This window comes from Peribacillus sp. YIM B13481 (assembly GCF_042787985.1).
GTDB classification, from domain to species: Bacteria; Bacillota; Bacilli; order Bacillales; family DSM-1321; genus Peribacillus; species Peribacillus simplex_A.
In genome coordinates this window covers 1-13534 of record NZ_JBHZPE010000035.1, presented here as the reverse complement: position 1 = coordinate 13534, position 13534 = coordinate 1, and the positions used below count along the sequence as shown (strand labels likewise).

The following is a 13534-nucleotide window of genomic DNA, read 5'->3' as shown; positions in this document are numbered from 1 at the left end:
CCCCGATGACAGTAAGCCAGTGATGACACTCAACCTTTTGTTTTCAAATCCAATTCACGGTAATTTTGCTGTCTCAATGCTTCATAAATCAAGATGGCAGCCGTGTTCGACAGATTAAGGGAACGTACTTTATCCGTCATTGGAATCCGAAGGCACCGATCCATATTTTCTTGGATCAGCTCTTTCGGGAGACCCGTCGTTTCACGGCCAAAAATGAAGTATATCTCACTGTCTTGATCACTGTAATCGAAGCTGGAATGCGGCTGCTCGCCGAATTTCGTTAAGTAATAAAATTCACCGCCGGCATTCTTTTCGTAAAACTCTTCTAACGAATCATAATAATGGATTTTTACATTCTCCCAGTAATCGAGCCCAGCCCGTTTGAGCTGTTTGTCATCCGTTGAGAAACCAAGCGGGCGAATGAGATGCAAAGACGTATCCGTCCCTGCACACGTTCTTGCAATATTGCCTGTATTTGCTGGAATCTGTGGTTGATATAAAACTACATGTATTGCCACTTCATATTCACCTCTAGTTTGAACTTCACCTTAATTATAGCATTAAACAAAAAAGACTAAAAACCAATCACCCTCCATCCAAAATCACAAAGAATTTATAAACGATGTTCGGTGTATATCTAGTCGAATCCTCATACGTCCAATACCGGTGACGGCTATTCATCGTATGGGCATTCACAAGCGGCATCCCATCCTGATCCTTCGCGGTTACAATCAAGTTATGATCAAACCGTCCGTCCCCTTCAAAATCTATACAGAGGATATCACCCAAATTCAATTCCTCTGCCGTCTCCACCTGCTTTGTCCTGATGGCATTCCCGGATTTTAGCAGATGATATAAAGAATGTGCCGTCGTCCAAGTGTAACTCCAGCTTTTTCCTCTTATCCACCAGCCCTTACTTTTGTTTGGCGCCCCCCACATCGGAATTCCTCCCGCATGTAGACATTGTGAAATGAAATTCGTACAATCATCAGTGAATTTATGATACCTTGGATTGAATTCATTCCACCAACGCTCGGCATATTGGACGGCCTTCATCCGCTCATACTTATATGCAAGACGATTTGCGCCGGGATCACATTTTGGCTGTGCCTCTTCCGTTTCAAAGCTGGGAACCAACTCACATTCATCCACTATATACCCATTTCGAAATCGAGCTTCCCTTTCTTCCATTTCTTCTTCAATATAAAATGAATCCTCCTTTTTCAATAAATATTGCAGGTGCACTTGATAAGTCAGGACTGTATCCATGTCTTCCTTTCTCTTCGAATGAACCTTGCCTGCTGCATTCACCCGAACAATTTCCGCTGCACGGTTCCTCATCAATTCCTTTTTCAGATGTAATTTCCTTTCACTCCGTTCCTGATTATCGGAAGTATAAAACTCCACTCTTTCTTGTAAAAGGCGTTGCAATTGTTCCCTCAAGTTCATGCCCTCCTTCTTACCATCTATGCTAATGTGTATGTGCGAAGGGGATTAAAATGCACCTGACGATTTCCTCCCGCCTTTTTACGATTTTAAAGGGCAATCCAAACAACCCTCACATTCATAAATTTTAAAGTCACGTGTGATGTCTTTCCGTATGGGTCGATTACAGTATGGCTTTTTTTATACTGAATTATAATCAAAGTAATATTGGGGAAAATATAAGAATGAATACACAATTTTCTAACCTGTTTAGACCAGATTGGAGACGGAAATTTTGAGCTTTATTGAAGTGTTAAGTAGGGTAGTTACTGCTTTTGTGGTTTTACTATTGATGACTCGAATTATGGGAAAAAAGCAAGTAAGTCAGTTGACTTACTTTAACTATATTACAGGTATCACTATCGGCGCGGTGGCTGCTTCCATCACAATCGATACAAGTATTGATTTGGTTGACGCCTTCGTTAGTTTAATCGGTTGGTCCGTACTTACTATTCTTGTAAGCTTCATTAATTTAAAATCTCCAAAAGCTCGTATAATACTTGACGGCGAACCTACAATTGTAATCAAAGATGGAAAAATCCTAGAGAAAGCGTTGAAAGGGGAAAAATTAAACATGGATGACCTTAGCATGCTATTGCGAGAACAAAGCATATTCTCCATGCAAGAGGTAAACTATGCCGTTTTAGAACCAAATGGTCAATTGTCTGTCTTAAAAAAAGTGGATAGCCCGAGTGTTTCCAAAAAGGATATTACTTATGTGAAACCATTATACATACCTACAGAAATTATTGTGGATGGAAAAATCGTTCCTCATAATTTAAGTAAACTGAGTTTAAACCAAAGCTGGTTGGAAACGCAATTACAGCAGTTTGGTGTATGCCTAAAAGATGTATTTTATGCTGAAATACAAAGTGATGGCACTTTGTATATAGATAAAAGACAAGATGACCAGTTTCCTCCACGTTAAGAGGAAAAGGGGGAGCTCAAGTCATTTAAATTTGGACAGTTATGCTTTTAGAGCTAAGGATTTGCTGATTATTAACAGCCCAATAATCTCTCTTTTTAGGTACCCGCAGGTATATATATAAACAAATATTTTCACCATAAGGAATAGAGTAGCAACTAGTTATTCAGAATGGCAAGTGTCCAAAAGAAGTGGTGCTGCAGCTCATCTTAAGTATGAATTTGTAGATGCCGTAACAAATATACCCGTATAACAACAATCTTATTACGGGGATGTAAGTACTGCTGATAGTCGATACTGGTTTTATCTTCTGTTCAATAATGTATTTACTACAAAAAACTACTACTTAGTGGTTACAAATTGGGAGCTATCCGGTTAACTTTAGTGGTAATGTCTATAACTAGAAAAAAGAGAAAGAAGCTGTCCCAAAAGTCATTTACGACTTTTAGGACAGCCACTACATCTTAAATATCATTTTGTTTCCAAGGTAAACTGCAGTCCCTTTTCAATTTCCGCCAGTACCTCTTCATCCGTTTCCTTCATTCGTGCTTCTTCCAGAACGGAAACGGACTGCCCCCGGCCAATTTTCCCAACCGCCCAGGCCGCCGTTCCCCGTATGACGGGCCGCGGATCATCCTTCATGACCTGGATCAGTTCGGGCAATGCCGTTTCGTCTTTGAAGTGGGCCAATGCTAAAATGGCATTTCTTTGGATTGGTTTTTTACCGCGCCAAGAGCCAGATACATGGCCGTATGTCTCCTTGAAGTCCCGATTTGAAATCGTAAGCAGAGGTTTCAACAGCGGTTTCGCTAACTCGGGGTCGGGTTCCATTTCTTCATGAAAATGAAAATCCATTCCTTTGTTTTTCGGACAAACGGTCTGGCATGTATCACACCCATACAAACGATTGCCAATTTTCGTCCTGAACTCATCCGGCAGGAAACCCTTTGTCTGGGTTAAGAATGCAATACAACGCTTGGAATTTAGCTGGCCACCCTGAACGAGCGCACCTGTCGGGCAAACATCGACACATTTATTGCATGTCCCGCATTGATCTTCCATCGGTTGATCCGGTTCAAATGGCAGGTTGGTAATCATGTCTCCCAAGTATACAAAAGACCCGAATTCCGGAGTGATGATCATACTGTTTTTTGCACTCCAGCCAATTCCTGCACGCTCAGCCACTGCCCTATCTGACAATTCGCCCGTATCTACCATTGACTTCACCACTGCCCCTGGCACTTTATCTTTAATGAAACCCTCAAGTAACTGCAATTTATTACGGAGAACGGTATGATAATCCGTTCCCCAAGAAGCCCGGCAAAAGATCCCTCGCCGCTCACCTTTTGTGCTTTGCGGAGCATCCTTCAATTTTGACGGATAAGCAAGTGCAATCGAAATGATGGATTGCGGTTTTTCGAATATCAATTCAGGCCTGACCCTTTTTTCTATATCGCCTTCTTCAAACCCTGACTGATAATCCAGTTCCTGTTGACGTATCAGGCGAGCTTTCAATTCGGCAAAAGCCGTGGCCGATGTAAAACCGATTTTATCTATGCCGATCTCTTTACTATATAAAATCACTTCTTGCTTGAATGCATTCATATCCATATTAATCACCTACGTTCATTCAGTATTCCGATCGAAGCTTGTATCCATTTCAAACCATTGCTATCTATGATAAACTAATTGCAATCATTTTTGGAGGTGAAACGCTTGGAAATTACCGTATCAGCTAATCTTAGCAGTAAAATCCCCCAATTCAAAGTTGGGATCATTACATATGAAAACATCGAAGTAGGTCCCTCCCCGCAAATGGTGAAAGGGAGACTTCAACTATTTCAGGAAGCTCTTTTCTTCGACCTTGAAGAAAAGGAATTGACCGACTTTTCCGGCATTAAAGTGTGGCGGGAGACTTTCAAGGCTGCAGGGACCAACCCGTCACGGTATCGCCCCTCCGTTGAAGCCCTGTACCGCCGCGTAAAAAAACAGAATTACTTGACACCCATCCATTCAGCCATAGATTTGAATAACTTCTTCTCCCTATTATATGAAGTTCCGATCGGCATTTATGATGCGGAAAAGGTATCAGGAGACATCTTGATTAAGATTGGCGAGGGGACGGATGGTTATGACGGTTTGAACGGCCGCTTGAATTCCATGGAAAATATGATTACATCAGCCGATCATGAGGGCGCATTCGGAAGCCCATACGTTGATTCAGAACGCACGAAAGTCACCGAAGAAACAAAGAAAGCCATCCAAATCATTTATTTACAACCCAATACTCCAATCACAGAAGCACATCAACTAACAAAATCCTTGATGGATATGTTCCTTGAAATCCACGGTGGTGAAGGGACTTACTCGATTGTAGAAGGCTAATCAAAATTGAACGGAAATAAACCCTTTCCACAATCGGAAGGGGTCTTTTCGTAAACTTTCCAAACTTTTAAAATAAATTACATTCCCATCGATCCATCCCTTCAGCTCATTCAACCCCTTCCCAAATTTCCGCCCCCATAAAATGCAGGTAATTTGGACAATAAAAAAATCCCACTGTAAACAGTAGAATTCTTGTAATAATATTTAAACGCAAAGCTTCGTTCTCCAGGTAACGAAACCCTACGTTATGAGTATGTATTGGAGCGGGTGAAGGGAATCGAACCCTCATCATCAGCTTGGAAGGCTGAGGTTTTACCACTAAACTACACCCGCATGTCCTTGTAGAACTTTGTCGAATTACCAATCAACAAAATTAATTATATAATTTAATGTGAAAAAATGCAATAGTTCTTTTAAAAAAATTTAATAATTAATGTATTGTAACGTTAATATATTCATTCATTCTAGTAGAGATGTTAAAAAGTCCCCTGATTCAGAGAACTTTTTCATCCTTTATGATGATTTAAGACCAAATGACTTCCATTAACCGCGGATAAACCTGCTGTGCCGTTTCAAGCAGCATGATTAACTTCCTGAACGCCAGATCCGGTACGATATCCCCCTCAATGGAGTATGAATACCGAATGGAAATGGTTCCATTTTCTTCATACAGCTTGGAATACCTAAAATTAGCATTATATTCATTCAACAGTGTATGTACATCCTGTTTCTTTTCAGGATTCTTCAATTCGGCGACATTAAAGCAAAATAAGTCCGCCACATTTTCATCTTGATTGAAAGCAAATACTAAAAGAACCTTCCACCCGTCCTTTAACTTTTGTTCAGCTCTAAAAAAGGTGGTGCCATCTTCATTCAACTCATTCATATAGATTTTCTCACTAGTTAAAAAATCACGAAATTCAGCAACGTTTGACATGGTTCATCACCTTTCTGTTTGTAAGTACATTTTATAATGAAAACTGGCATTTTTACAGACTTTTCTATAATCCTACCAATTTCATCCTATTAACAGAGGCGAAGAAATCCTTTTTTAATTGAATGGGAGTCAAATATGAACTCCCTTATTAGAATCAATAGATTGATTCGCCAGTTGCTTCCCCGCAAAACTGAAGTGCTTCTTGAAGGTCCAAAATCTCCTGGCGAATTTTTGAATATCCTTCAATTTCAGGCACTTCTTTATTAGTATGTGATCGACCTTTATCTGCCGCTATCGCCATGGTTTCGAAAACATACAGCATTTGTGCGAGCTCCCGCTCTGAAAGGACTGGCCGTTCAGGCCAGCTGGCATTTAGATAATAGCCCAACTGTTCTATCGAAAATATAACGGGCCAAAAAGATTCCAGTCTAGCCTTGTTTTTGAATATCTCACCAAGGGATGCATTGTAAACCGTTAATAGATTCACCATATTTGTTTGCATTTTGTTCCTTTCGCTGCTTTCATCAATTGCAAGGTCATTATCTTTCTCAGAGAACGCCATCAATAATAACTGCCCCTGGCTTCGAATCGTTTTGGCCATCAAATGATTGAGAAGACTGGATGCAGAACGACTGCCGAGTAACAGCGCCCCAATAAGACCTATCAAGCTTCCAACGACGATATCGGTTATTCTTACAGTCGCAAAAAAACTGAAATCATAGCTTTGAGATGAATATTCCGCCATGATTAATGCTGAAGGAGTAAAAAACATCGCTGCCAATCCATAATTCCGAACGATGAAAAGCTCTGTAATGAATGTCAACAGTAAAATGATCAAAACGATGATGAACTCGTTATGAACGGCTGCTAGAATTAAACTTGCTATCAGGAGTCCGATGACCGTCCCGAAAGTCCTTTGGACCGCCCGATGGAATGTGGCGATTATGGTCGAACCCGACATAACGGCCGCACAGGATAAGGGAATCCAGTACGAACGGTTAAAATCGGCGGAATAGGCGATGATGGCGGCAATGGTAAGGATTGTTCCATATCGAACGGAAGAGAGAAAGACAATTGAATTCTTATCGAACGCCCCAAGAAAAATGGTTTTTAAAGAAGGCTTTGAGATGGTTGCTGCTTGATCGATTTTCTGGACAGGTTCATTCATGATGGCATCTGCATTATAAATCTTCATGAATAACTCTTCCACCTCTTCAGTCATTTGGTCAGGTTGAAGGATCTTTTTTTCATTCTTTGTTTTAGATGCAATGGAACCGGTAAGGGCACGAACGGATTGACCTAATTCTGGCGGCAGTACGATATTTTTGTTCAAGGAAATTTCCAGAACCTCCAAGAATATGGCATTCGCATGTTCATTCAGTAGGAACAACCGCTTTAACTCATCTGGGCTTCGCCTGTTTGAAAACCCGGCTAACAGTGTATCTTCAGCCTGTTTCATCGCCAATACCGTTCCCTGTCTTGCTTTATTGTATTTCTCGGTTCCCATGGAATCAAAGAATGCCCCCAATTCTCTGTACACCTTTTCCACCGCAAGCGATTCTGGTCCATGAGGGTTGAAAAACCACCCTAACATACAGATTATCCAAGATAGTGTCCCACCCATTAAAACGAGGCCCCCACGCAACGGAGCCAGACTTTGATCAACGGGCATACCTGTCGCAAGCGCAAAGCTCAAGACGAAGAATACCGCCGAAGGACCGGTAATCTTTAATGCACCAAATATAAAAAAAATACTTGCCCCGATGATCCCCATCATTATGGCTGTTCCCAATTGGTATGGAGCCAAAAGCGTCCCTAATACAACAGATAAAGCAAGACCCACCATCACAAAGAAAATCTTTATAGCTCTTTGGTGATACGGTTGGTTAAAAACGTATAAATAAGTGAAACCTCCGATCCCTGCCAGTAAACCGTACGCTAAATTTCCGAATAATAAGCCAATAAAAACAGGTAAGGCAGCAGCTATGCCTGCGCTTAGTGCTTTTATCCAAGGAAATGGATTCTTCTTTATTTCAAAAGCCTGTTTAAATGTCGTATGTATCGCATCTGATTTCAGAGATTCGGAAGGGTGCTTATTTTCACTCATTTTCAATTTATCCTTTCATTAATGATTCTATTGACTCTGCAGTGAAAGCTACTGATAAGATGACTGCTAATAATTAATATCCTTCATATGGATAAAAAGATACCACTAAAGGTAAAAGCAAAGTAGATTGGAACGGGTGTGCGAGACTCCTGCGGGAAAAGCGCGTCCAGGGAGACCCCGCAGGCGCAAAGGCACCTAGGACGGATTGCCTGCGCAAAGTGAGTGCCTATAGGCAACGTTCAAATTTGCCTACAGTCTGGGATATCTTTTTATGAAAAGGAAAACGGCCTTTTCTCGATTGAATATCGAAAAAAGGCCGTTTTTATTATAAGCTGCTTAAAAATCACAACAAAGGACCTTCCTCAGCTTTATTTCCATAATACTTAGAGTTGAGCGAATTCAGGTTCCGCAACTTTTACAAGCTGCTTACCGAGGTTCGTTCCTTTAAACAAACCTAAAAATGCATCAGGTGTGTTTTTGAACCCTTCAATAATCGTTTCTTCATACTTCAGCTTTCCTTCTTGAAGCCACTTACCTAAATCCGTCGCACCCTCTTGGAATCTAGCGGCATAATTTCCAACTGTGAAACCTTTCATAAGTGCACTCGTTTTGATCATCGCCGATTGCAGACGCGGTCCTAGATCTTTCCCTTCTGAATTATACGAGGAAATCGCTCCGCATAATGGAATTCGGGCATTCGCATTCAAAAGTGTGAAAACAGCATCTGTCACCTCGCCGCCCACATTATCGAAATAAACATCGATTCCATCAGGAACAGCATTAGCTAAATCTGTCGCAAAACTATCACTTTTATAATTTACGGCTCCATCAAATCCGAGCTCTTTCGTTAAGTACTCAAGTTTTTCATCTGAACCAGCGATGCCAATAACCTTCGCACCTTTTATCTTAGCAATTTGTCCGACTACTGAACCAACTGCTCCAGCCGCTCCGGAAACAACTACAGTTTCACCTTCTTGAGGTTTACCAATATCAAGCAAACCAAAGTAAGCTGTCAAACCGGTCATTCCAAGAATCCCTAAATGCGTTGTGATCGGAGCCACCTTGGGATCAATCACGCGGATTTCCTTTTCAGTGACAACTGTATATTCTGCCCAGTCGATATTCCCAACAACGACATCCCCTTGTTTGAAAGAATTCGATTTGGACTCAACAACTTCAGCAACAACGCCACCCGTGATGACTTTATTCAATTCAAATGGAGCAATGTATGATTTGGTTTCTTGCATTCTGCCACGCATGTATGGATCGACAGATAAATATAGCGTCCGTACTAAAATCTCATTATCTTTTGGTGTGGGAACTTCACTCTCAACAAAGTTAAAATCTTCTTTCGAAGGCATACCTTTTGGACGGTTTGCCAGGGTGATTTTTTGTTGTTTTGTTTGTGTCATCAATCGTTCCTCCTTGATTTTGAATGCGTAATATCGAAAAGAAGCGTATCACTGTTGAAGTTCATAGGTCAAAGAATATGATTGCCTTTTGCTTCCATAACACTCTTCATGTAGCCTTTCTTGAAAGTCCTAAACTTGCTACGACCTATTATGCCCTATGTTTTTCATTCATATAAAGGACATGAGGAAAATGCTTTGTCCTACAATGTTCGTTTTAAGCATAAATAATGTACGACGACTTCTACCATATACGGTTCGCTTCCTGGAAATTTAACGGCCTTTCCCCGTTTGGATACCGAGAAAAGGCCGCAGCTTGAAATACACTATTTTTATTGATCTGCTTGGCAAATGGTCAAGCTCAGCAGCTACTTTCTTTCTTCTTCTTTTTTATATTCCTGGTTTAAAACGTCAGCCTGGACTGTTTTCACTGCAATCATTGAGGCTATGTTCGCCCTTGAAAAAACTTTGCAAACATATGTGAACTTGGTTTAATGGATGGTCTACATCAATTTTGAAATAAACATCGTCGCAATTCCAAAGTAAATAAGTAACGAGAGTATATCATTTAGTGTTGTAATTAATGGACCAGAAGCAACTGCGGGATCGATGTTGAGTTTATATAAGATTAGAGGAATGATGGTCCCAGCTAAGGTCCCAATAATTAGGGTCATGACTAACGAACTTCCAACCACTAATCCCAGAACGGGATTTCCCTGCCAAACATAAGCTATGATGGAAATTAATATTCCACAGGTAATGCCTATTATCAATCCAACTTTCAGTTCCCGTATAATAAGTCTGGTTACGACTCCCTTATCCGTATCACTAGTGATTAGGCCCCTTACAACAACAGCTAAAGATTGGGTACCTGTATTTCCAGTCATCCCTGCGATCATCGGCATAAAGAAAGCAAGTGCAACAACTTTGGACAATGTTTCTTCAAAACTGCTTATAATAGTTCCAGACACTAATCCGATAAATAAAAGTAAAATAAGCCAGGGGAGCCGACGATATGCGGCCACATGGGCCTTCGTGTCAAAATCAATAGCTTTACCGGATGCCGATAGTTTTTCAATATCTTCGTTTGCTTCTTTAATGACAACATCAATAATATCATCAACGGTTACAATTCCTAATAACTCATTATTTTTTTCAACAACAGGGATTGCTAAAAAATCATAACGCTCAATAACACCGGCTACCTCTTCTTGATCTTCATAAGCCGATACGGAGATCACTCGGCTGTACATAATATCTTTAATTTTTTCAGATTCATCATTTATTATTAAATCCCGATATGAGACAACACCAACTAATTTTTTATCATTATCAATTACATAAAGATAGTTAATCGTTTCCGAAAACTCCGCAAATATTTTAAGTTTTTCAACTGATTCACGGACCGTATAATGTTGGGGGATCCATACAAAACGGTTTGTCATTATTCGTCCCGCCGTTTCAGGGGGATAATTCATGATATTTTGAACGATTTTAGATTCTTCTTGTTTCATGCCTGAAAGAAGTTCTTCAATTTTCCCAGGGGATAGGTTCTCTAACAATGAAGCTAGGTCATCATTATCCATTAAATCCATTACATGCCCGGATTTCTCTATTCCTAATTTACTAAGAATCTTTAATTGATGTACTTTTTCAAGCTCTTGAATCAGTTCAGCGATTTGTTCTGAATTAAGGAACAGCAAGAAACGTGTATGATGTTTTTCTGGGAGTCCCTCAAAAATCCGAGCAATGTCATATGGATGGAGTTCTTCTAATATTGCTTGAAATTCTTTCTTTTTTCCTTCTTTTAAAACTTTTATGATTTGTAAAGTTATTTGGTCTTCTGTCAAGACTTTTATCATTTTTTCCACTCACTCCTTTTTAGGGGAGCAAAAAAATATTTCCTTAATAAGCGTAAAAAAAATATTATTATTCCCCTTCCAAAATCTTGTGTTTATTCAATTTTCACTAAGTTTCGAGTATATCGTCGCGAATAAGGATCCAAATCCTCACCTCCAGGAAAAAAATAAAAACACCTCCATTACAAATGAAGGCGTCAAAAATACGGTATATATGCGTACATTGTCTGGATGACAAATAAAACAGTCGTATATGACTGAATGACAAATACATAGCATAAATCCAGTTCCTCCATTCGTAGAGCTTTAGCACTGTGTGGCATAGGACAAAGCCAGCTACATTAAAAACCACCTTATGTCGATGGTTTCTGTTGACCCATTGGCGTCTTTCGACATTTTTGGGCAGTAGCGTATCTCCTACACAGGAGCCTCACCTAACGAGGATATTTAATTTACACATCTACTCTAAAAGAGTTTCTTTTAGAAGTCAATGTTTGTTTTATAAAAAATTCTGATATTGACCTAATATAGCTACCGCTATGAGGGTAGTCAATTTTTAAAAAATCTACTTTGAGAACAGCACCGTCCTTAAGCATACCGATATTAGACACAGCCTCATTAGCCATTAAATCTATTATGTACACTTTTATGGAAAAATAAATACCACCTCAATGGAAAAAATCGGAAATTCATATTAATATATATTTATAATGAAGACTGATAGAAGTGATTCAAATATCAATAATGAAAGAGTGACTGAAACAGAAAACGACAATAAAGTTCTAATAAAGAAAGGAAGTTGCTCAAATGAAAAGACCTTTAAAGATTATATGTATCATCGTAAGCGCTTTAGTATTAATGGCAGGTTGCAGAATCAAGGAGGCGGAACAGGTGGATGAGAATTTGAAGGAAGTGAGCTCATTGAAAGATATTGAAGGTAAGTGGGAAGGAGATATAAATATTCCCAATCAACCCCTTCCAATTATTGTTCATTTCACGAAGGAAGATGGAACTATAAGTATTCCTGTACAAGGATTGAACGAATTCCCCTTAACAAGTGTTAAGTTAAGTAAATCAGATTTATTTTTTGATATGAAAATTCAAAATCAGCAAATAACGTTTGATGGGAAAGTCGATCAGGAAAAGATTTCAGGAACATTTGCTCAGAATGGGCAAGAGTACCCCTTTGAATTGCTTAAGAAATCCAATCAGGAAGTTGCAGAAAAAGAATCAGGTGAAGTTGTGCAGGCCGACTTAAAGAAAGGAACAATTAATGGCCTTTTAGAAATACCAAAAAATGAAGGCCCTTTTCCTGTGATGATTATAATTGCGGGTTCTGGTCCGACTGATAAAGATGGGAACACCATTGCAATTCCCGGGAAAAATAATAGTTTGAAAATGTTAGCCGAAAGTCTTGCGGAAAAAGGTATTGCAAGCATAAGGTACGATAAGCGCGGTATAGGGGAAAATATGAAATTAGCAGGAAAAGAAGAGGACCTGAGATTTGAACAATATATTGATGATGCAGCTGCTTGGGTTCAATTTGCTAAGAAGGATCGGCGTTTTTCCAAAGTTGGCATCATCGGCCATAGTGAAGGTTCTTTAATTGGAATGGCAGCTGCAAAGAAAACGGAGACAGACATATTCATTTCATTAGCGGGTGCAGGCGAACCTATAGACCAAGTACTTGTTAAACAGCTTGAAGAGCAGTTGACACCGGCGTTATTAACGGAATCCAAGGATATTCTGACAAATCTAAAACAAGGTAAACAAGTCGAGTCTGTCAATGCAGACTTATATAGTGTATTCCGTCCTTCTGTTCAACCCTACATGATTTCTTGGATTCATTATAATCCGATAGAATTAGTAAAAGAACTAAAAATCCCTGTTCTAATCGTAAACGGGAATAGAGATATCCAAGTGGCGCCCAATAATGCAAAAGCTTTGCACAAGGAAAAAGGCGATTCTGAATTACTTATAATCGAAAAGATGAATCATGTATTGAAAGAAGCCCCTGCAGATCGAGAAGGAAATCTAGCAACCTATACAAATCCTGAACTACCGTTATCACCTGGATTGGTGAATGGAATTCTTGAATTTTTAAACAAACATGACATCACCAGTAATGATGATCCATTAAAATGATGATAATTGAGAATTGGTTCTCCCGGGGGTTGCAAAAATGTATCAAATGATCAATATTAGGGTAAATACTGAAAGTCCCTAGTTAAGATAAAGAATACAAAACTTCAGCAAGGGTATTCTTTATTGCATTACCCTGTCAATACTTTGATAATGATAAATTGTATTTTTTAAATAGGAACAGGGAGCCAAATTTATTGGCTCCCTCCAGTTTGTAGACAAAAGGGGTTCGGAATTAAAAAATTCCGAACCCCTTTTTGAGATTCCCTTTGAATTTTTGCCTGA

10 protein-coding genes, 1 tRNA gene and 1 riboswitch are annotated in these 13534 nt (G+C 39.5%); of the genes, 3 read left to right on the top strand and 8 right to left on the bottom strand.

What is annotated here, in order from left to right; genetic code table 11:
- Positions 1-29: 29 nt before the first annotated feature.
- Positions 30-518 carry a tRNA (uridine(34)/cytosine(34)/5-carboxymethylaminomethyluridine(34)-2'-O)-methyltransferase TrmL gene (gene trmL / locus ACFX4X_RS17905; RefSeq protein ID WP_089364594.1) on the bottom strand — a complete coding sequence of 163 codons (489 nt, stop codon included), beginning with the start codon at positions 516-518 and terminating at the stop codon, positions 30-32.
- A gap of 67 nt (positions 519-585) precedes the next feature.
- Entirely contained in the window at positions 586-1449 is an 864-nt protein-coding gene (locus tag ACFX4X_RS17900) for an amidase domain-containing protein (RefSeq protein WP_309145527.1), read from the bottom strand.
- A gap of 271 nt (positions 1450-1720) precedes the next feature.
- Between ACFX4X_RS17900 and ACFX4X_RS17895 the strand changes: the two genes are divergently transcribed.
- Positions 1721-2413, top strand: coding sequence for a DUF421 domain-containing protein (locus ACFX4X_RS17895; protein ID WP_377385096.1), 693 nt, complete (start codon positions 1721-1723; stop codon positions 2411-2413).
- Positions 2414-2881: 468 nt separating this feature from the next.
- On the opposite strand, the gene queG is transcribed toward ACFX4X_RS17895, so the two are convergent.
- Complete coding sequence (gene queG, locus ACFX4X_RS17890) at positions 2882-4021, bottom strand: tRNA epoxyqueuosine(34) reductase QueG (RefSeq protein WP_061461821.1); 1140 nt, start codon at positions 4019-4021, stop codon at positions 2882-2884.
- 105 nt (positions 4022-4126) lie between these two features.
- Here queG and ACFX4X_RS17885 point away from each other — a divergent pair, with 105 nt between their 5' ends.
- Complete coding sequence (locus tag ACFX4X_RS17885; protein WP_089364596.1) at positions 4127-4795, top strand: B3/B4 domain-containing protein; 669 nt, start codon at positions 4127-4129, stop codon at positions 4793-4795.
- Between the two features lie 259 nt (positions 4796-5054).
- On the opposite strand, the gene ACFX4X_RS17880 is transcribed toward ACFX4X_RS17885, so the two are convergent.
- The 5 genes from ACFX4X_RS17880 to mgtE all read right to left on the bottom strand — a co-directional run bounded on the left by ACFX4X_RS17880 (position 5055) and on the right by mgtE (position 11110).
- Positions 5055-5128 (bottom strand) — tRNA-Gly (locus ACFX4X_RS17880).
- A gap of 190 nt (positions 5129-5318) precedes the next feature.
- Positions 5319-5732 carry a YbjN domain-containing protein gene (locus ACFX4X_RS17875; protein WP_061461819.1) on the bottom strand — a complete coding sequence of 138 codons (414 nt, stop codon included), beginning with the start codon at positions 5730-5732 and terminating at the stop codon, positions 5319-5321.
- A 154-nt stretch (positions 5733-5886) separates the two neighbouring features.
- Positions 5887-7839 (bottom strand): FUSC family protein, encoded by a 1953-nt coding sequence (locus ACFX4X_RS17870; protein WP_377385093.1) that lies wholly within the window; start codon positions 7837-7839, stop codon positions 5887-5889.
- A gap of 383 nt (positions 7840-8222) precedes the next feature.
- Positions 8223-9251, bottom strand: a complete 1029-nt coding sequence (locus ACFX4X_RS17865) for an NADP-dependent oxidoreductase (protein WP_284471667.1) — start codon at positions 9249-9251, stop codon at positions 8223-8225.
- 500 nt (positions 9252-9751) lie between these two features.
- Positions 9752-11110 carry a magnesium transporter gene (gene mgtE / locus ACFX4X_RS17860; protein ID WP_176432039.1) on the bottom strand — a complete coding sequence of 453 codons (1359 nt, stop codon included), beginning with the start codon at positions 11108-11110 and terminating at the stop codon, positions 9752-9754.
- Between the two features lie 280 nt (positions 11111-11390).
- Positions 11391-11556: riboswitch (M-box (ykoK) riboswitch) on the bottom strand.
- 358 nt (positions 11557-11914) lie between these two features.
- Between mgtE and ACFX4X_RS17855 the strand changes: the two genes are divergently transcribed.
- Entirely contained in the window at positions 11915-13252 is a 1338-nt protein-coding gene (locus ACFX4X_RS17855; protein WP_377385090.1) for an alpha/beta hydrolase family protein, read from the top strand.
- The last annotated feature ends 282 nt before the right edge of the window (positions 13253-13534 follow it).

What these genes read in the sequence shown, in the direction of transcription:
- ACFX4X_RS17900 (WP_309145527.1), bottom strand. Translation starts at nt 1,449, where the DNA reads ATGAACTTGAGGGAACAATTGCAACGCCTTTTACAAGAAAGAGTGGAG.
- queG (WP_061461821.1), bottom strand. Translation starts at nt 4,021, where the DNA reads ATGGATATGAATGCATTCAAGCAAGAAGTGATTTTATATAGTAAAGAG.
- ACFX4X_RS17875 (WP_061461819.1), bottom strand. Translation starts at nt 5,732, where the DNA reads ATGTCAAACGTTGCTGAATTTCGTGATTTTTTAACTAGTGAGAAAATC.
- ACFX4X_RS17870 (WP_377385093.1), bottom strand. Translation starts at nt 7,839, where the DNA reads ATGAGTGAAAATAAGCACCCTTCCGAATCTCTGAAATCAGATGCGATA.
- ACFX4X_RS17865 (WP_284471667.1), bottom strand. Translation starts at nt 9,251, where the DNA reads ATGACACAAACAAAACAACAAAAAATCACCCTGGCAAACCGTCCAAAA.
- mgtE (WP_176432039.1), bottom strand. Translation starts at nt 11,110, where the DNA reads ATGATAAAAGTCTTGACAGAAGACCAAATAACTTTACAAATCATAAAA.
- ACFX4X_RS17855 (WP_377385090.1), top strand. Translation starts at nt 11,915, where the DNA reads ATGAAAAGACCTTTAAAGATTATATGTATCATCGTAAGCGCTTTAGTA.